The organism is Herbiconiux sp. VKM Ac-2851 (assembly GCF_013205105.1).
Taxonomy (GTDB): domain Bacteria; phylum Actinomycetota; class Actinomycetes; order Actinomycetales; family Microbacteriaceae; genus Herbiconiux; species Herbiconiux flava.
In genome coordinates, this window is the sequence record NZ_JABMLJ010000002.1 from 829985 (window position 1) to 848185 (window position 18201).

15 protein-coding genes are annotated in these 18201 nt (G+C 71.1%); 9 read left to right on the plus strand and 6 right to left on the minus strand.

What is annotated here, in order from left to right; translation table 11 throughout:
* Positions 1-14 precede the first annotated feature (14 nt).
* Genes purQ through HQQ85_RS10590 form a run of 3 tightly spaced genes read right to left on the minus strand, consistent with a single transcriptional unit; the run spans position 15 to position 3437 of the window.
* The gene (gene purQ, locus HQQ85_RS10580) at positions 15-713 is read right to left on the minus strand and encodes a phosphoribosylformylglycinamidine synthase subunit PurQ (protein ID WP_173182452.1); all 699 of its coding nucleotides are present in this window, start codon (positions 711-713) and stop codon (positions 15-17) included.
* The gene (gene purS, locus HQQ85_RS10585) at positions 710-1000 is read right to left on the minus strand and encodes a phosphoribosylformylglycinamidine synthase subunit PurS (protein ID WP_173182453.1); all 291 of its coding nucleotides are present in this window, start codon (positions 998-1000) and stop codon (positions 710-712) included. The genes purQ and purS overlap by 4 nt, the downstream gene beginning before the upstream one ends.
* Before the next feature lie 34 nt (positions 1001-1034).
* Entirely contained in the window at positions 1035-3437 is a 2403-nt protein-coding gene (locus HQQ85_RS10590; protein WP_173182454.1) for a LuxR C-terminal-related transcriptional regulator, read from the minus strand.
* Positions 3438-3745: 308 nt separating this feature from the next.
* Here HQQ85_RS10590 and HQQ85_RS10595 point away from each other — a divergent pair, with 308 nt between their 5' ends.
* The 4 genes from HQQ85_RS10595 (at position 3746) to HQQ85_RS10610 (ending at position 10832) form a co-directional block, all read left to right on the plus strand.
* The gene (locus HQQ85_RS10595) at positions 3746-8536 is read left to right on the plus strand and encodes an ExeM/NucH family extracellular endonuclease (RefSeq protein WP_173182455.1); all 4791 of its coding nucleotides are present in this window, start codon (positions 3746-3748) and stop codon (positions 8534-8536) included.
* 70 nt (positions 8537-8606) lie between these two features.
* On the plus strand, positions 8607-9056 hold the full coding sequence (locus HQQ85_RS10600) for a Fur family transcriptional regulator (RefSeq protein WP_173182456.1): 450 nt from the start codon (positions 8607-8609) through the stop codon (positions 9054-9056).
* Positions 9053-10549, plus strand: coding sequence for a catalase (locus HQQ85_RS10605; protein WP_173182457.1), 1497 nt, complete (start codon positions 9053-9055; stop codon positions 10547-10549). The genes HQQ85_RS10600 and HQQ85_RS10605 overlap by 4 nt, the downstream gene beginning before the upstream one ends.
* Positions 10550-10646: 97 nt before the next feature.
* Complete coding sequence (locus HQQ85_RS10610) at positions 10647-10832, plus strand: hypothetical protein (protein ID WP_173182458.1); 186 nt, start codon at positions 10647-10649, stop codon at positions 10830-10832.
* A 7-nt stretch (positions 10833-10839) separates the two neighbouring features.
* Here HQQ85_RS10610 and HQQ85_RS10615 read toward each other — a convergent pair whose 3' ends face one another.
* On the minus strand, positions 10840-11709 hold the full coding sequence (locus HQQ85_RS10615) for a VOC family protein (RefSeq protein ID WP_173182459.1): 870 nt from the start codon (positions 11707-11709) through the stop codon (positions 10840-10842).
* A 71-nt stretch (positions 11710-11780) separates the two neighbouring features.
* Here HQQ85_RS10615 and HQQ85_RS10620 point away from each other — a divergent pair, with 71 nt between their 5' ends.
* On the plus strand, positions 11781-12152 hold the full coding sequence (locus HQQ85_RS10620) for a multidrug efflux SMR transporter (RefSeq protein ID WP_254069310.1): 372 nt from the start codon (positions 11781-11783) through the stop codon (positions 12150-12152).
* Positions 12149-12472, plus strand: a complete 324-nt coding sequence (locus HQQ85_RS10625) for a multidrug efflux SMR transporter (RefSeq protein WP_216851620.1) — start codon at positions 12149-12151, stop codon at positions 12470-12472. Before HQQ85_RS10620 ends, HQQ85_RS10625 begins: the two co-directional genes overlap by 4 nt.
* An 85-nt stretch (positions 12473-12557) precedes the next feature.
* On the opposite strand, the gene HQQ85_RS10630 is transcribed toward HQQ85_RS10625, so the two are convergent.
* Positions 12558-13508, minus strand: coding sequence for a thioredoxin domain-containing protein (locus HQQ85_RS10630; RefSeq protein WP_173182460.1), 951 nt, complete (start codon positions 13506-13508; stop codon positions 12558-12560).
* 115 nt (positions 13509-13623) lie between these two features.
* Between HQQ85_RS10630 and lipB the strand changes: the two genes are divergently transcribed.
* Both lipB and lipA read left to right on the plus strand, forming a co-directional pair.
* Positions 13624-14337 carry a lipoyl(octanoyl) transferase LipB gene (lipB, locus tag HQQ85_RS10635; protein ID WP_173182461.1) on the plus strand — a complete coding sequence of 238 codons (714 nt, stop codon included), beginning with the start codon at positions 13624-13626 and terminating at the stop codon, positions 14335-14337.
* Positions 14334-15320: a lipoyl synthase gene (lipA, locus tag HQQ85_RS10640; RefSeq protein ID WP_173182462.1), complete on the plus strand. Its 987-nt coding sequence runs from the start codon at positions 14334-14336 to the stop codon at positions 15318-15320. The genes lipB and lipA overlap by 4 nt, the downstream gene beginning before the upstream one ends.
* Before the next feature lie 173 nt (positions 15321-15493).
* Here lipA and HQQ85_RS10645 read toward each other — a convergent pair whose 3' ends face one another.
* Positions 15494-17173, minus strand: a complete 1680-nt coding sequence (locus HQQ85_RS10645) for an alpha-amylase family protein (protein WP_173182463.1) — start codon at positions 17171-17173, stop codon at positions 15494-15496.
* 113 nt (positions 17174-17286) lie between these two features.
* On the opposite strand from HQQ85_RS10645, the gene HQQ85_RS10650 reads away from it, so the two are divergent.
* Entirely contained in the window at positions 17287-18159 is an 873-nt protein-coding gene (locus HQQ85_RS10650; protein WP_173182464.1) for an aldo/keto reductase, read from the plus strand.
* Positions 18160-18201: the final 42 nt, after the last annotated feature.

Sequence of the window (18201 nt, forward strand, 5' to 3'; positions counted from 1 at the left end):
CCGACGGGGAGGGCTCAGACGGCCAGCAGCGACTGCAGCGCCGAGGTGAAGATGCCGAGCCCGTCGACGCCCGAGCGCATGGCGACGGCCGTGTCGGGGCCGAAGCCGGCCTCGACGGCGTGCTCGGGGTGCGGCATCAGGCCGACGACGTTGCCGCGCTCGTTGGAGACGCCCGCGATGTCGTTCAGCGAGCCGTTCGGGTTCACGCCGACGTAGCGGAAGGTGACGAGACCCTCGCCCTCGAGCCGCTCGAGCGTCTCGGCTGAGGCGATGTAGCCGCCCTCGCCGTTCTTCAGCGGGATGGTGATCTCCTGGCCGACCTCGAACGCGTTGGTCCAGGCCGTCGAGGCGTTCTCGACCCGCAGCACCTGATCGCGGCAGATGAAGGAGCCGTGGTCGTTGCGGATCAGGCCGCCGGGCAGCAGGTGCGCCTCGGTGAGCATCTGGAAGCCGTTGCAGATGCCGAGCACCGGAACGCCGCGCTCGGCGGCCGCGACGACCTCGCGCATGATCGGCGAGTGCGAGGCGATGGCGCCGCAGCGCAGGTAGTCGCCGTAGCTGAACCCGCCGGGCAGCACCACGGCGTCGACGCCCTGCAGGTCGTGGTCGCCGTGCCAGAGCGCCACCGGCTCGGCGCCGGCGAAGCGCACCGCGCGCTGGGCGTCGCGGTCGTCGAGCGAGCCGGGGAAGGTGACGACGCCGACGCGGGTCATGCCAGCGCTCCGGAGGCGGCAGCGCTGTGGGCGCCGGCCTCGTCGAGCACCGTGATGTTCACCACGTCCTCGATGACGGAGTTCGACAGGAGTTCCTCGGCGATCTCGCGCACGTCGGCGAGCACCGCCGCGTCGACGACGCCGTCGACCGTGAGCTCGAAGCGCTTGCCCACCCGCACCCCGGTGAACTCGCTCTTGCCGAGCCGCGTCAGGGCGCCGGCGACGGCCTTGCCCTGCGGGTCGAGGAGTTCGGCTTTCGGCATGACGTCGACGACGATTTTCGGCACGGCTGCTCCTCGGGGAGTGACGGGGGAGGACGGCCTACAGTCTACCGTCCGCCACGCGGTCCCGGGCATCCTGCTCGCGCACCCGATCGCCGAGCTCCCGGCGCGACCCGGCGCCGAGCTTGCCGCGCGCGGCGTAGATGTGCGACTCGACCGTGCGCACCGAGAGGAAGAGCTGCTGCGCGATCTCCTTGTTGCTCAGCCGGCCCGCCACCAGCAGCGCGATCTCGTGCTCCCGTTCGGTCAGCACGCGGTCGGCCGGGCTCTCGCTCCGGGCGGGGGCGAGGGCGTCGATGGTGCGGTCGAGGCTCTGCCGCCGCTTGCGGTCGGTGACCGAGGGGCCGGCCATCGCGTCGCCCGCCGCCCGCTCGGCCTCGGCCGCGACGAGGGCCGCCTCGGCGGTGCCGAGCTCTCCGGCCGCGACGGCGATGTCGTACTCCACGATGTGCCGCGAGTACCGGAACAGGCGGTGCGCGCGCAGCTGCTCGATGTCGATCTCGTCGAGCACCTGCCTGGCCTCCGCGACCCGGCCCAGCCGGGCGAGCGCGCTGGCGCGCAGATTGCCGACGAGGGGGCGGAAGACGGCGAACTCGATCCGGTCGATCCGGTCGATCGCCGCGCCGAACTCGAGCTCGGCCCGGGCGTCGTCGCCCGCGGCGAACCCGAGGGCGACGCCCGAGACGATGCCGGCCAGAGCGAGCCCACTGCGGTCCTTCCGCTGGGCCGCGACTCCGACGGCGAAGCGCAGCCGGGCGTCGAGATGGGGCGGCACGCTCGTGGCGATCACGCCGGTGAAGGCCTGGAAGCAGATCAGGACGAGCTCGGTGCGCAGCGACACCGGCCGGCTCGTGACGGGGTCGCGATTGATCCGCTCGGCGCGGGCCAGCATCGCGAGCCCGTCGGAGCCGCGCCCCAGCTGGGCGGCGCACATCGACGCGACCACCGATGCGCGCAGCCGCGCGAGCGTGCCCGCCTCGGGCTCGGCGAGCACCCGCAGCGCGTTCCGCTCGCCGCCCGTCCAGTCCAGGTCGAGGTAGCACTCCTCGGCGCGCTGCACGTCGAGCTCGCAGAGCACGCTCCGGTCGGTCACCCCCGCCGCGGCCAGCCACTCCTCGATGTCGGCGAGTGTCTGCCCGGCGGGGTTCCAGGCGATCATGCTGGCCCACCACCGCACCAGGCGGCGGAGCTCCGGCACTGGCACCGTGGCCGGGTCCAGCCGCGAGATCTGGGCGTAGGCCTCGTCGATCTCGTGCAGCCGCGCGAGCGCCCGAGACGCCTCGAGGTTGAGGGCCGGATGCCCGTCCACCGCGAAGCCCAGGGCCACGTAGTCCAGTGCCAGCCCCGCGCGCCCCTCGGCGTTGGCGGCCGCGGCGGCGGTGCCGAGCACCTCGCCCCGCAGCGACGGATCGACCTCCCCGGGCGAGGGCACCGAGTCGCTGCCGGAGTGCCACGCGGCCGCGGCGGCCCGCATGACGGGCTCACTCGTGCCCACCCCCGGTTGGGTGAGCATGCGGCCGATGAGCTCGTCGACCACGGCGTCGACCCGCCCGGGCGGCAGCCGGTGATCGGCCTCCTGGGCGATCGGTGCCGTGGCGTGCAGCAGGCGGTGCGGACCGGTCTCGCGCAGCACCCGGCGGCCGATCAGTGCGTCGAGCACCGCGGGCCGCACCACGCGGCTCAGCGTCGAGTACTCGATCCCGTCGAGCCGGCCGACCAGCGCCAGGGCGAGCTTCTGCTCCTCGTCGTAGCCGTCGACCACCGTGCGCAGGGCGTCGGCGAGTCGCGATCCGGCCCGCGCCCGGCGGGTCTCCCACGGCTCGTGCCCGCCCCCGCGCTGCGCCTCGGCGGCGTCGAGCGCGAGCTCGCGGAGGAGCATCCGGTTGCCGGCGGAGCGCTGGGTGACCACGGCCCGCGTGACCGAGTCGAGCACGTCGTCGCCGACGACGCAGGAGATCAGCTGATCGGCCGTGACGTCGTCGAGCAGCTGCAGGTCGTGGCGCACGGCGGCGCCGTCGAGCCAGAGCTGCGCGAGCACGGGTGGCAGGCCGGAGGCCTGGGTGCAGGGGTCGGTCTCGGCCGTCAGCAGCACGCGGGCGCGGCCCGTGTAGGCCGCGCGGCTGATCGCCTCGAGGTCGGGCTCATCGAACGAGCGGGCGTCGTCGACGACGAGCACGAGCGGGGGCACGCCGGGCACCGGATGCTCGCCGAGCCCCTCGGGCGCCCTCTGCCCGGGCCGCAGCACGACCGGCTCGAGGTCGCGCCGGCGCAGCTCGGCGGTGACGGCGCGCGCCAGATGGCTCTTGCCGCTGCCCGGCACGCCGACGATCACGACGCTCCCGCCGGTGGCCAGCAGCTCGGCGATCTCGGTGGGATCGCGGTCGAGCCCGACGACCTCCTCGGACGGCGCACCGACGACTCGTCGTCGTGCGGTACCCGGCATCCTGGACCCCCCAGGGTCAGCGTGTTTCAGTCGATCCTCGCGATGTCGCCAGGGTGAGCGGATGCTCGACAGCTCCATCGCGTTGTCAACACCCTATCCGGGGCGTGCGGAATACGGACAAGGTGCCCCGGGGAGACGATCTGCACTTGTCGTGCAGCTGGCGCTCGCGGTACGCTTCTTGCCCCCCATCAGGGTGACAATCATTCAGTTTTTCTTTGTTAACCTGCTCGAAATGTTCAGTCTTTCTTTCGTTGCATGGGGCCCCTAGCATGACGGAATCCGTGTGAGCCCTCTCGTCTAGGAGATCCATGTCCGAATCACCCTCGAGGTCGCTGAAAGCGGTCCTCGCCACGATCGCCGGAGGGGCGCTGTTCGCCGCACCCTTCGTCGGCGTCGTGTCCAGCGCCTCCGCCACCGAGGCGCCCGCCGCCACGGCGGAGTACACCATCGCCGAGATCCAGGGCACGGGCGACGCCTCGCCCTTCGCCACGGCCGAGAAGCCGGTGGTGACCACGAGCGGCGTCGTCACCGCGGCCTATCCGGTGGGCGGGTTCAACGGCTACGTCATCCAGACGCCCGGCACCGGTGCCGAGGCCGAGGGCCGCACCGCCAGCGACGCGATCTTCGTCTACTCGAAGGCGACCGTCGCATCCGTCGCCGTCGGGGACCACGTGCAGGTCACGGGAACGGTCACCGAGTTCCAGGGCCTGACCGAGTTCGAGGTCGCCGCGGCCGACGGACTGGTGAAGCTCGACCCGGCCGAGGCCGTCACGCCCCTCGCGCTCACTTTGCCGCTCGACGCCGCCGGCCGCGAAGCCGCCGAGAGCATGCTCGTCGCCCCCCAGGGCGAGTTCACCGTCACGAACAACTACACGACCAACCAGTACGCCGAGATCGGCCTCGCCGCCGGCGACGCCCCGCTGACCACCCCCACGGAGATCGCCCGCCCGGGCACCGACGCGTACGCCGCCGCCGTGGCCGGCAACGCGGCCCGTGCCGTGACGCTCGACGACGGGGCGAGCATCAACTTCCTCGGCTCCGACGCCAACAAGGACATCCCGCTGCCCTACCTCACCGAGAACCCCGACATCGTCGTGGGCTCCTCGGCGACGTTCGCCGCCCCGGTGATCTTCGACTACCGCAACAACGCCTGGAAGTTCCAGCCCACCGCGCAGTACGTCTCGGGTGCGACCGCCCCCGCGACCTTCGCCGGAGAGCAGGACGCCGAGCCCGAGGACGTCGGGGGCGCGCTGCAGATCGCGGGCTTCAACGTGCTCAACTACTTCACGACCACCGGCGACACGCTCACCGGATGCACGTACTACACCGACCGCGACGAGGACCCGGTCACGGTCAACTCCGGCTGCGACGCCCGCGGTGCGGCCGAGCCCGAGGACCTCGCCCGCCAGCAGGCCAAGATCGTCGCGGCGATCAACGGCCTCGGCGCCGAGGTCGTCTCGCTCGAGGAGATCGAGAACTCGGCGAAGTTCGGCGCCGACCGCGACCAGGCCCTGTCGACCCTCGTCGCGGCGCTGAACGCGGCCGCCGGCTCCGAGGAGTGGGCCTTCGTGCCCTCGCCCGCCGCCGACGCGCTGCCGCCGATCGAGGAGCAGGACGTCATCCGCACCGCCTTCATCTACAAGAAGGCCGTCGTGGCTCCCGTCGGAGCCTCGCGCGTGCTGCTCGACCCGGCGTTCGCGAACGCCCGTCAGCCCCTCGCCCAGGAGTTCGCTCCGGTGGGCGCCGAGGGCGGCGAGTTCGTCGCAATCGTGAACCACTTCAAGTCGAAGGGGTCCGGAACGGGCGCCGACGCCGACCAGGGCGACGGGCAGGGCGCCTCGAACGCGTCGCGTGTGGCGCAGGCCACCGCGCTGGTCGCGTTCTCGCAGTCGCTGCAGACCGAGCTCGGCACCACCGACGTGTTCCTGATCGGCGACTTCAACGCCTACAGCCAGGAGGACCCGGCGGTCACGATCACCGACGCCGGCTACGTCGACCAGGGCGCCAAGTCGGGCAAGTACAGCTACTCCTTCGACGGGGCCAGCGGATCGCTCGACCACGTCTACGCCACCCCCTCGGCCGACGCCAAGGTGAGCGGTGTCGACATCTGGAACATCAACTCGGGCGAGACGATCGCGAAGGAGTACAGCCGCTACAACTACAACGCGACGGACTTCTACGACGAGAGCGTCTTCCGCTCGAGCGACCACGACCCGGTGATCGTCGGCTACACGCCGTCGGCCGGCGAGCAGCCGTCGACCCTCGATCTGAACCTGATCGACATCAACGACTTCCACGGCCGCATCGACACCAACACCGTGAAGTTCGCCGGAACGGTGGAGCAGATCAAGGCGCAGAGCCCGAACTCGCTCTTCATCTCCTCGGGTGACAACGTCGGCGCCTCGCTGTTCGCCTCGGCGGTGCAGCAGGACCAGCCCACGATCGACGTGCTGAACGCGCTCGACCTGAAGACGAGCGCCGTGGGCAACCACGAGTTCGACCAGGGCTACTCCGACCTCGTCGACCGCATCATCGGTGCCGACGACGCCCGGAACGCGACGTGGGACTACCTCGGTGCGAACGTCTACCAGAAGGGCACCCAGACCCCGGCGCTCGACGAGTACTCGCTGCAGGAGGTGGGCGGCCTCACGGTCGGCATCATCGGCGCGATCACCCAGGAGACCCCGTCGCTGGTGTCGCCCGGCGGCATCGCCGACCTCGACTTCGGCGACCCGGTTGACGCGGTGAACCGCGTGGCCGCTCAGCTGAGCGACGGCGACGAGTCCAACGGCGAGGCCGACGTGCTGATCGCCAGCTACCACGAGGGCGCCGGCGCGGGCCTGCTCGAGGGCGCGACCCTCGAGCAGGAGGTCGCCGAGGGCGGTGCGTTCGCCAAGATCGTGACCGACACCGACGCCCGCGTGGCGGCGATCTTCACCGGCCACACGCACAAGCAGTACGCGTGGGACGGCCCGATCCCGGGCAGCGACAAGACCCGCCCGGTGCTGCAGACCGGCAACTACGGCGAGAACATCGGTCACGTCGTGCTCTCGCTCGACCCCGCCACGGGTGACGTGGAGGGCTACACGGCCGAGAACGTGAAGCGCCTCGCCGCCGCGACCGGCGCCACGCCCGAGGAGACGGCCGCCCTGAGCGCCGCCCTCGACGCCCAGCTGGTCAGCACCTACCCGGCCGTGGCCGAGGTGAAGACGATCACGGATGCGGCGCTCGCCAAGGCCGCCGAGATCGGCAACCAGCCCAAGGGCTCGGTCACCGCGGACATCACCACCGCCTTCAGCGGCGGCTCGTACGTCGACGGCGTCTACACCGGGGGCAAGCGCGACGACCGCGCCTCGGAGTCGACGCTCGGCGACCTGGTGGCCGACTCCCTCGTCTCCTCGCTCGGCTCCGCCGAGCGCGGCGGCGCCGAGATCGGCGTGGTCAACCCCGGCGGACTCCGCGAGGAGCTGACCTTCGCCCCCGACGGCGTGGTCACCTACGCCGAGGCCAACGCGGTGCTGCCGTTCGTGAACAACCTCTGGACGACGAGCCTCACGGGCGAGCAGTTCACGAAAGTGCTCGAGCAGCAGTGGCAGACCAACCCCGACGGCACCGTGCCGTCGCGGCCCTACCTGCAGCTCGGGCTGTCGAAGAACGTGACCTACACGTTCGACCCCGACGCCGAGCGCGGCTCGCACATCACCGGCGTCTTCATCGACGGGAAGCCGATCGATCCCGCGGCCTCGTACCGCATCGGCTCGTTCAACTTCCTCCTGCAGGGCGGCGACAACTTCCGCGAGTTCGCGGAGGGAACCGACACCCGCGACTCGGGCCTCGTCGACCGCGACGCGTGGATCGCCTACCTCGAGGCGAACCCGGGCCTCACGCCCGACTTCGCCCGCCAGGCGGTCGCGGTGACCGACGTCACCGCCGGCCCGGTGGAGATCGGCGCCGAGGTCTCGGCCACGGTGTCGGGTCTCGACCTGACCTCGCTCGGCAGCCCGCAGAACACCACGATCCAGGCCTCCTGGCCGGGATCGGTGGCGACCTTCGACGCCACGGCCGTGGCTGATGGCACCGCGACGGTCACCGTCGAGGTGCCGGCCGACGCCTACGCGTCGAGCCAGCTGGTGCTGACCGCCGAGCCGAGCGGCACGGTCGTGCGGATCCCGGTGAGCGTCACCGGTGGACTGCCGACCCCGCCCGAGGTCGACCGGATCGGCGGCGCCGACCGCTTCGAGGTCTCGGTGAACGCGTCGAAGGACGGCTGGCCGGACGGCTCGGACACGGTCTACCTCGCCAGCGGTGAGACCTTCCCCGACGCCCTGTCGGCGGCTCCTGCCGCGACGCGCGCCGACGCTCCGGTGCTGCTCACCACGAAGGCCTCCGTGCCCGACTCGGTGAAGGCCGAGATCCAGCGCCTCGGTGCGACGAAGATCGTCATCGTCGGTGGCGTGCAGGCGGTCTCGGCCGAGGCGGAGGCCTCGCTGAAGGAGCTCGGCACGGTCTCCCGCATCGGCGGTGCCGACCGCTTCGAGGCCTCGCGGAACATCGCGAAGGCCGCCTTCCCCGACGGGGCAGAGGTCGCCGTGCTGGCGACCGGCACCACCTACGCCGACGCCCTGTCCGCGGGTGCCGCGGTCGACGGCGCCGGCCCGGTGCTGCTGGTGAACGGTCCCGCCTCGAAGCTCGACTCCGAGACCGCCGACCTCCTCGAGGAGCTCGGCGTGTCGAAGATCGTGATCGTCGGCGGCACCGACTCCGTGTCGGTGGGCATCCTGAACAAGGCGGCGACCATCGCCCCGACCGTCCGCCTGGGAGGTGCCGACCGCTACGCGACCTCGCGCAGCATCAACCGGTACTTCTTCGACGAGGCCGGCCGCGTGCTGCTCGCCACGGGCGAGCGGTTCCCGGATGCGCTGTCGGGCTCGGCCTACGGGCCGCGGATCGACGCCCCGCTGTTCACGGTGCCCGGCTCGTGCATCCCCGCCGAGACCCTGAAGCGGATCACCGATCTGGGAGCGACGGAGGTCACCCTGCTGGGTGGCGAGAACGCCCTCCCGACGGCCGTCGCCGACCTCACGGTGTGCACCGGCTAGTCACCTGATCGACACGCCCGCCGTAGCCGCTAATTATGAACTGTTCATAATTAGCGGCTACGGTCGTTCCATGACCATCGAGCTCGAGACGCGCATCCGGAGTGCCGGCCTGCGCGTCACCGAGCAGCGGATGGCCGTGCTGCGGGCGCTCGAGACGCACCCGCACGCCGATGCCGACGAGGTGCGGCGGCTGGCGCTCGGGGAGCTCCCCGGGCTGTCGCTGCCGGCCACCTACGTCGTGCTGAACGCCCTCACCGAAGCCGGGCTGCTGCGTCGCATCGAGCCGGCGGGGTCTCCCGCCCGCTACGAGCGGCGCGTCGGTGACAACCACCACCACGTGGTCTGCACCGGCTGCGGCGCGGTCGACGACGTCGACTGCGTGCACGGCGCCGCGCCGTGCCTCAGCCCGTCGTCGACGAGCGGCTTCCGCGTCACCACCGCCGAGGTCACGTTCTGGGGCCTGTGCCCCGCGTGCCAGGCGGCGGAGACGACCATCACAACCGAACCGGAGAGAACATGACCGACTTCACCACCACCAACTCCGGCGCCCCCGTCGCGAGCGACGACCACTCGCAGAGTGTCGGCGCCGACGGTCCCGTCGTGCTGCACGACCACTACCTCGTCGAGAAGCTCGCCCAGTTCAACCGCGAGCGGGTGCCGGAGCGTGTCGTGCACGCCAAGGGCGGCGGCGCGTTCGGCGTCTTCGAGACCACCGGCGACGTCAGCGCCTACACCCGTGCCTCGCTCTTCCAGCCCGGCGCCAGCACCGAGCTGCTCGCCCGCTTCTCGACCGTCGCCGGCGAGCAGGGCTCGCCCGACACCTGGCGCGACCCGCGCGGCTTCGCGCTGAAGTTCTACACCGACGAGGGCAACTACGACCTCGTGGGCAACAACACCCCCGTCTTCTTCATCCGCGACGGCATCAAGTTCCCCGACTTCATCCGCTCGCAGAAGCGCCTTCCGGGCACGCACCTGCGTGACCACAACATGCAGTGGGACTTCTGGACCCTCTCGCCCGAGTCGGCGCACCAGGTGACCTGGCTGATGGGCGACCGCGGCCTGCCCGCCTCCTGGCGGCACATGGACGGCTTCGGTTCGCACACCTACCAGTGGATCAACGCCGCCGGTGAGCGCTTCTGGGTGAAGTATCACTTCAAGACGAACCAGGGCATCGAGATCCTCTCGCAGGCCGACGCCGACCAGATCGCGGGCGAGGACGCCGACTTCCACATCCGCGACCTGTCCGAGGCGATCGCCCGCGAGGAGTTCCCCTCGTGGACCCTCTCGGTGCAGATCATGCCCTACGCCGACGCTGCCTCGTACCGCTTCAACCCGTTCGACCTCACCAAGGTCTGGCCGCACGCGGACTACCCGCTGCACGAGGTCGGCACCATGACGCTGAACCGCAACCCTGAGAACTACTTCGCGCAGATCGAGCAGGCGACCTTCGCCCCCTCGAACTTCGTGCCCGGCATCGCGGCCTCGCCCGACAAGATGCTGCTCGCCCGCATCTTCAGCTACGCGGATGCCCACCGCTACCGTGTCGGCACGAACCACGCCGAGCTGCCGGTCAACGCGCCGCACAGCCCGGTCAACTCGTACTCGAAGGACGGCGCGATGCGCCACGACTTCGCGTCGCCCGAGCGCCCCGTCTACGCGCCGAACTCCTACGGCGGCCCCCACGCCGACCCGGCGCGGCACGGCAACGACGCGGGCTGGGAGGCCGACGGCGAGCTCGTCCGCACCGCCGAGACGGTGCACCCCGAGGACGACGACTTCGGCCAGGCCGGCACGCTCGTGCGCGAGGTGCTCGACGACGCCGCGCGCGACCGCCTGGTGGCGAACATCGCCGGCCACGTCTCGAAGGTGACCATCCCCGAGCTGCGCGTCCGCGTGCTCGAGTACTGGCACAACGTCGACGCGACGCTGGCGCTCCGCGTGGCCGAGGCCCTCGAGCCCTCGGCTCCCGGTGCGGACGTCGCGCCCGAGACGGTCGGAATCGGCCAGGCCTGATTCCCGGCCCTCACGGGCCGTCGACCGACGAGCGCGGTGCCGGGCTGGACCCCCGGCACCGCGTATTCGAATCACCCCCACCCTGGAAGGCAGAAGAATGACCGAACACACCCCAGAATACGGCCCCCGACACGTGTGGGGCTCGTACGTCTCGACGAACTCCGTGAACGAGCGGCCGATCGGCCGCTACACCGACACGGAGTTCGCGCCGAGGCAGAGCTTCCGCGCGACCGCCCCGCTGCCGGCGACCGGCACGGGCGCGATCGGTCTCGCCACGGCTTGAGCGAGTCTCAGACGGCGGGCTTCAGGAGGATGGTGTTGTCCCACGGATCGGACACCGTCACCTGGAGCCCGTCGTTCGCCGTCTGCAGGCCGCGACCCCGCAGCCTCTCGTCGGCCGCGGCGACGCCATCGGCATCCGGGAGCACGATCTCGACCTGACCGAGCCCGAGCGCGGGCTGTCGGCGGCCGGCACCCTTCGAGTTCCAGACGTTCATCGCCATGTGGTGGTGGTAGCCGCCGGCCGAGACGAACAGGGCCGACGAGCCGTACGCGATCGTCGCCTCGAAGCCGAGGGAGTCGACGTAGAAGTCGCGGGCCCGGGCGACGTCGCCGACCGAGAGGTGCACGTGACCCACGGATGCTCCGCCGACGCGGGGGTCGGCCACGGTCTCGGGGCTGAGGTGCTCCTGCAGGAAGCCGTTGGGGTCGAGGAACACCGTGCCCATCTCGATCTGGCCGTGCGTCCAGCTCCACTCGGTGCGGTCGCGGTCCCAGTAGAGCTCGACGCCGTTGTGCTCGGGGTCGTCGAAGTAGAAGGCCTTCGAGACGAGGTGGTCGCTCGAGCCGGTGAACGACTGCGGGAAGCGGGTGGCGACCGAGTAGACGGCCGCCGCCAGCGCCGCTTCGCTCTCGAACAGGATGGCCGTGTGGAACAGTCCCGCCGAGCGCGGCTCGGGGTTCTTCAGCTCGGGGGCGTGCTGCAGCACGACGGCGGGCACACCGCCCCGGCCGAGCACCGCGGAGTCGCCCTGCTGCGCGATCACGTCGAGCGTGACGGCGTCGCGGTAGTACGCGATCATCCGGTCGAGGTCGCCCACGCGGAGGGTGACCGCGCCCATGGCGGTGTCGGGAGCGAGCAGGTCTGCGGTCGTCGTCATGCTCGGTGAAACGGTTGTACCGACAACCTTATTCCCCGGCGCTAGGGTGGTGCCGACGATTGGTGGCAGCGATGGGGTCCGACCTGCGCAACTGGCTCTTCCTGGCGGCGGCGATCGGGCTCGAGGTGACGGCCACGCTCTCACTGCGCGCCGCCGTCGACCACCCGGGGTGGGTCGCGCTCGCCGTCGTGGGGTACTCCGGCGCCTTCGTGGCACTCGCCCTGCTGCTGCGCCGAGGAGCGCCGATCAGCGTCATCTACGGCATCTGGTCGGCCGCGGGCGTCGCGCTCACGGCGGTGCTGGCCTCGCTCGTCTTCGGCGAGGAGCTCACGCTGACCATCGGGATCGGCATCGCGATCGTGATCGTTGGCGTGGTGCTGGTCGAGACGGGCTCGCCGCACCCGGTTCAGGATGCGCGGCCGACCGCCCCGGACGCCTCATGATCTGGCTGCTGCTGGCCGGCGCGATCGTCACCGAGGTGGCCGCCACCCTGGCTCTCCGGGCCTCGGAGGGGTTCCGCAAGAAGCGCTGGATCGCCCCGGTGGTCGTGTTCTACCTGATCGCGTTCACGCTGCTCGCCGTCGCGCTCGCCGGGGGACTGCAGGTGGGCATCGCGTACGGCATCTGGGCCGCGTGCGGGGTCGCGCTCACGGCGATCCTCGCGCGCATCCTGTTCAAGGAGAAGCTCACGCCGCGGATGATCGTGGGCATCGCGCTGATCGCGGTGGGCGTCTTCGTGATCGAGCTCGGCGCCGCCCACTGACCCTCTCTTTCGCGAGTGGTCACTTTCGGCGCCATCCCGGCGTGTTTCGTGCCGAAAGTGACCACTCGCGAGGGGTGCGGAGGGGCTACTCGGCGGGAGCCACGGGGGCGGTCGGGTCGGTCGGGGCGAGGCCGTCGGTGGGGGCGGCGGGGTCGGTGGCCGGCGGGTCGGCGACCTCGGTGTAGGTCTCGGTGATGAACGTCGACAGCGCCTCGGCGTCGTCGAGCGCCCCCGTGTAGGCCTTGCCGTCCACGATCAGGAGCGGCGCCGCGGTCAGCGTCTCGACGTCGGCGTTCGGGATGCCCGACTCCGCCCGCGCGGTGGCGTCGGTCACCCAGTCAGAGAACTCGTTCCCGCGGATGCACGAGGCGATCGAGTCGTCGGCGAGCCCCGCATCCGACACCAGCGTGACCAGCTCGTCGTTGGAGAGCCCGCCGTCGGGCAGGTCGGCGATCTTGGCGATCAGGGCGTTGTGGATCGGGAGCACCGCATCCGGAACCGCGTTGGCGACGCAGGCGACCGCGTTCGCGGCACGGGCCGAGTAGCTGTCGGGCCCATCGAGCGCCACGGGATGCAGCTCGAGGCTCGCGTAGCCGGCGCTGACGTAGCTCTGCAGCGACGAGCCGTTCGTCGACTCGAAGGTGCCGACGTCGGCGCTGCCGTAGTCGACGTACTCGGTCAGCCGCAGCACGGTCGCCGTGTCGAGCTCGGAGGGCACCGGCTGCTCGCCGGGCTGGATGGCGTCGGTCGTCGTGGCGGTCACCGCCGAACTGCTCCCGGTCAGCAGGATGCCGTCGCTCAGCATGTTGAGGGGGCCCGTGAAGCTCGCGCGCACGGAGCTGTAGACGGCCCAGCCGGCGCCCGCGAGGATACCGAGCACCACGACGACCACGGCCACGATCGCGATGATCCGGTTGCGCCGGCGCCGCTTCTGCTCCTCGATGCGCCGGATCCGCGCGAGCTCCCGCGACAGCGCCTGCCGGTCCTTCTTGGACATGCCGTCGTAGATGCTCTTGTCGTTCGTGGCGGGGCTCATGCCGTGGGTGCTCCTCGTTCCGCGCCGCACGGCGCTGCGCCTAGACCCTATCGAGTCGGGCTATGAGCACAAACCCGGGCTTTTTGTACTGAGTACAAGTATGTAGGATCAGGGCATGACGGATGTTCTGAACGAGGGTGTCGGCCGGCGGCTCGTGCCCTATTCCGAGGGCCTCGCCCTGCAGTCCCGGCTCCACGACGAGGTGGTGTCCGGTGCGGCACCCGACACCCTGGTGCTGCTCGAGCACGAGGCCGTCTACACGGCCGGCAAGCGCACCGAGCCCTCCGAGCGCCCGGCCGGCGCGGCCGGCGGCGGCACGCCCGTGATCGACGTCGATCGCGGCGGCAAGATCACCTGGCACGGCCCCGGCCAGCTCGTCGGCTACCCGATCGTGCGCCTGCCCGACCCGATCGACGTCGTCGCCTACGTGCGGATGCTCGAGCAGCTCCTGCTCGACGTCGTCGCGTCCCTCGGGGTCGACGCCCATCGCGTCGATGGCCGCTCCGGCATCTGGACCACGGTGGACGGGCTCGAGTGCAAGCTCGGCGCCATCGGCATCCGGGTCGCCTCGGGCGTCACCACGCACGGCTTCGCGCTGAACTGCAGCAACCCGCTGGAGCCGTACGCCGCGATCGTCGCCTGCGGCATCCGCGACGCCGGGGTCACCACGCTGAGCGAGGTGCTCGGCCGCCGGGTCGAGCCGCGCGAGGTGGTGGAGGCGGTGGTCAGCCGGTTCGTGTCGCCGCGGGAGGCGGCGGGCGGGCATCCGCTCGTTTCAGCTGTCTCTGCCGTCTCTGGCGTGGTGCCGGCACTGGCGGTGGCGTCGTGACCGCGGCCCCCGACGGGCGGCGGATGCTGCGCCTGGAGGTCAGGAACGCCGAGACGCCCATCGAGCGGAAGCCCGAGTGGATCAAGACCAAGGCGCGCTTCGGGCCCGAGTACAAGGCGCTGCAGGCCCTCGTGAAGACGCAGGAGCTGCACACGGTCTGCCAGGAGGCGGGCTGCCCGAACATCTTCGAGTGCTGGGAGGACAAGGAGGCGACCTTCCTGATCGGCGGGTCCCAGTGCACGAGGCGCTGCGACTTCTGCCAGATCGACACCGGCAAGCCCGCCGACTACGACCGCGACGAGCCCCGGCGGGTGGCCTCGTCGGTGCAGACGATGGGGCTGCGCTACGCCACGGTGACCGGCGTCGCGCGCGACGACCTGCCCGACGAGGGGGCGTGGCTGCACGCCGAGACGGTGCGGCAGATCCACGAGCTGAACCCCGGCACGGGCGTCGAGCTGCTCGCGACCGACTTCTCGGGGAACCCGGCGCTGCTAGAGGAGGTGTTCGAGTCGCGGCCGGAGGTGTTCGCGCACAACGTCGAGACGGTGCCGCGCATCTTCAAGCGCATCCGCCCCGCCTTCCGCTACGAGCGGTCGCTCGGGGTGATCACGCAGGCCCGGGATGCGCGGCTGATCACCAAGTCGAACCTCATCCTCGGCATGGGGGAGACCCGGGCCGAGATCTCGTCGGCGCTGCAGGACCTGCACGACGCCGGCTGCGACATCATCACGGTGACGCAGTACCTGCGGCCCTCGCCACGGCACCTGCCGGTGGCGTCGTGGGTGCGGCCGGAGGAGTTCGTCGAGATCCGCGAGGAGGCGGAGGAGATCGGCTTCCTCGGGGTGCTCGCGGGGCCGCTCGTGCGCTCGTCGTACCGGGCGGGCCGGCTCTGGGCGCAGTCGCTCCGGCGCAAGGGCTGGCCCGTCCCTTCGGGCCTCACGGCCCTCGCCGACGCCCCGGCCCCCTTCGCCCAGGCCGTCTGACCCGCCCCCGTCGAGAGGCACGCAGAATGCACCGCGTTCCGGGGCGGCAGCGAGGCCACACGTGAGGTGGGGGACATGCACGGGAGGTGCCGCGTGCACCCGGAACGCGATGCGGGTTCAGGATGGCAGGCGAAGACGCCGGGGCGTGATGAGCAATTCCTACTCCACTTCGGTCAGTACTGAAGCCCCTCGTCGGGCCCCACTGCCCGCAGCCACTCGAAGCCGTAGCCCGCGAGGGGAACCGTCGCGCGCCCTGAGGAGTCGAGGCCGATCGACTCGCCCCCGAGCATCCGGTTCAGGCGCCAGCCCTCGGTCGAGCCCGTGAACGAGCGACCGAGCGAGAGCGGCACGTCAGCGGGCTCGGCCGCGAAGTTGTGCAGCAGCACGATCGTGCGCCCGTCCCAGCTCAGCGTGTGAGCGAGCACCGTGGGCGAATCCGTGTCGAGCACCTCGAACCGCCCCCAGCCGAACTCCGGAGCGTTGCGGTAGTGCTGCACCAGAGAGCGGATGAAGGAGTACAGCGAATCCGGATCCCGCCGCTGGGACTCCACGTTGACGTGCGCGGGGCCGTAGCCGCCCGTCACGACCGCGTTCCGGAGCCGCGAGGGGCGGGCCGTCGAGAAGCCGCCGTTCGGGCCGTCGCTCCACTGCATCGGGGTGCGCACGGCCATCCGGCCCTCGGCCTGGAGGTTCTCGCCCATCCCGATCTCCTCGCCGTAGAACAGCACCGGCGTGCCGGGCAGCGAGAACAGCAGGCTGTAGACCATCCGGATGCGCCGAGGGTCGCCGTCGAGCATCGTCGGCAGGCGGCGCACGAGACCGCGCCCGTAGACCTGCATCTCGGGCGATGGCCCGAAGGCGTCGAAGACCTCCTGGCGTTCGCCGTCGCTCAGCTTGTCGAGGGTCAGCTCGTCGTGGTTGCGCACGAAGTTCGCCCACTGCGAGTCGGGGGAGCCCTGGGGGCGCGAGAGCAGTGCGGCGACGAGCGGCCGCGCATCCTGTCTCGCCAGCGACAGGTACAGGTTCTGCATGGCGATGAAGTCGAACTGCATGGTGAGCTCGTCGCCGTCGCCGAAGTAGAGCTCCTGCTCGTCGCGCGGCAGGTTCACCTCACCGAGCAGCACCGCGTCGCCGGAGCGCCGGCCGAGGAACGACCGCAGGTCGCGCAGGTAGTGGTGCGGGTCGGGCAGCAGCTCGGTGCCGCCGACCACGCCCGAGGCGTCGAGGAGGAACGGCACCGCGTCGACCCGGAAGCCTGAGAGCCCGAGCTGCAGCCAGAAGCCCATGATCTTCGCGATCTCGTCCCGCACCACCGGGTTGGTCACGTTGAGGTCGGGCTGGTGCCGGTAGAACACGTGCTGGTAGTACTGCCCGGTCTTCTCGTCGAGCTGCCAGTTGCTCGTCTCCTGGTCGGGGAAGACCGGTTCGCCGTCGTGCGCGGGCGGCTCGTCGCGCCAGACGTAGTAGTCGCGGTACGGATTGTCCCGGCTCTTGCGGGCCTCCTTGAACCACGGATGCCGGTCGCTGGTGTGGTTCACCACCAGGTCGGCGATCACCCGCATGCCGCGGTCCCGGGCGATCCGGATGACCTCGACCAGGTCGCCGAGGTGTCCGAGCCGGTCGTCGACGCCGTAGAAGTCGATGATGTCGTACCCGTCGTCGCGGTCGGGCGTCGGGTAGAACGGCATCAGCCAGAGGCACGTCACGCCGAGCTCGGCGAGGTAGTCGAGCCGGTTGGCCAGTCCCGCGAAGTCGCCCACCCCGTCGTGATTCCAGTCGAGGAAGGTCTCGACGTCGAGGCAGTAGACCACCGCGCTCTTCCACCACAGGTCGCTCGTGTCGGTGACTCGCATGTGCTCAGTCTGGCGGGTGCCGAGCCTCGGCGGCGCGTCGGATTCAGCGCGCGGCGAACAGCTGATCGTCGCCCACGCGGAATCACCGGGTGCAGGGCCTGGTTGCACCGAGCATGACTGATACCAGTACGCAGAAGCCCGCCGCCGCATCCGGAACCTTCGCCATCGGCGGCGACCTCACCGTCAACCGCATCGGCTTCGGCACCATGCAGCTCACCGGCCCCGGGGTCTGGGGCGAGCCCGCCGACCGCGCCGGCGCCATCGCGGTGCTGCGCCGCGCCGTCGAGCTCGGCGTGACCTTCATCGACACCGCCGACGCCTACGGCCCCTTCGTCACCGACGGCCTCATCCGTGAAGCGCTCCACCCCTACGCCGAGGGCGTCACCATCGCCGCCAAGGTCGGCAACACCCGCCCCGGCCCCGGCCAGTGGGTGCCGCTGGGGCGCCCCGAGTACCTGCGCCAGCAGGTCGAGCTCAACCTCCGCCACCTCGGCCTCGACCGCCTCGACCTGCTGCAGCTGCACCGCATCGACGCGAACGTCCCGCTCGAGGAGCAGATCGGCGCGCTCAAGGAGCTGCAGGACGAGGGCAAGATCCGCCACATCGGCCTCTCCGAGGTGTCGATCGACGAGCTGAAGGCCGCGCAGGAGGTCGCCCCGATCGCGTCGGTGCAGAACCTGTTCAACCTCTCGAACCGTCAGTCCGAGGCGCTGCTCGACCACGTCACGGCTGAGAACATCGCCTTCATCCCGTGGTTCCCGCTGGCGACCGGTGAGCTGAGCGGAGAGGGCTCGCCCCTGTCCTCGCTCGCCGCGCGGCACGAGGTGGCCCCGAGCCAGCTCGCCCTCGCCTGGCTGCTGCGCCGCTCGCCCGCGGTGCTGCCGATCCCCGGCACCAAGTCGATCGCGCACCTCGAGGAGAACGTGGCCGCCGCCCGGCTCGAGCTGAGCGACGAGGAGTTCGCCGAGCTCGACGCGCTGAAGTAGCGCGGGCGGGCATCCGCTCTGCCGGCTTCGGCCACGAGCGAG

Bases quoted from the DNA above. Each gene is read 5' to 3' on its own strand.
- HQQ85_RS10620 (WP_254069310.1), top strand. From the start codon at position 11,781: ATGGGGTCCGACCTGCGCAACTGGCTCTTCCTGGCGGCGGCGATCGGG.
- HQQ85_RS10600 (WP_173182456.1), top strand. From the start codon at position 8,607: ATGACCATCGAGCTCGAGACGCGCATCCGGAGTGCCGGCCTGCGCGTC.
- HQQ85_RS10605 (WP_173182457.1), top strand. From the start codon at position 9,053: ATGACCGACTTCACCACCACCAACTCCGGCGCCCCCGTCGCGAGCGAC.
- HQQ85_RS10625 (WP_216851620.1), top strand. From the start codon at position 12,149: ATGATCTGGCTGCTGCTGGCCGGCGCGATCGTCACCGAGGTGGCCGCC.
- HQQ85_RS10650 (WP_173182464.1), top strand. From the start codon at position 17,287: ATGACTGATACCAGTACGCAGAAGCCCGCCGCCGCATCCGGAACCTTC.
- purQ (WP_173182452.1), bottom strand. From the start codon at position 713: ATGACCCGCGTCGGCGTCGTCACCTTCCCCGGCTCGCTCGACGACCGC.
- lipB (WP_173182461.1), top strand. From the start codon at position 13,624: ATGACGGATGTTCTGAACGAGGGTGTCGGCCGGCGGCTCGTGCCCTAT.
- HQQ85_RS10645 (WP_173182463.1), bottom strand. From the start codon at position 17,173: ATGCGAGTCACCGACACGAGCGACCTGTGGTGGAAGAGCGCGGTGGTC.
- HQQ85_RS10595 (WP_173182455.1), top strand. From the start codon at position 3,746: ATGTCCGAATCACCCTCGAGGTCGCTGAAAGCGGTCCTCGCCACGATC.
- HQQ85_RS10630 (WP_173182460.1), bottom strand. From the start codon at position 13,508: ATGAGCCCCGCCACGAACGACAAGAGCATCTACGACGGCATGTCCAAG.
- HQQ85_RS10615 (WP_173182459.1), bottom strand. From the start codon at position 11,709: ATGACGACGACCGCAGACCTGCTCGCTCCCGACACCGCCATGGGCGCG.
- HQQ85_RS10590 (WP_173182454.1), bottom strand. From the start codon at position 3,437: ATGCCGGGTACCGCACGACGACGAGTCGTCGGTGCGCCGTCCGAGGAG.
- HQQ85_RS10610 (WP_173182458.1), top strand. From the start codon at position 10,647: ATGACCGAACACACCCCAGAATACGGCCCCCGACACGTGTGGGGCTCG.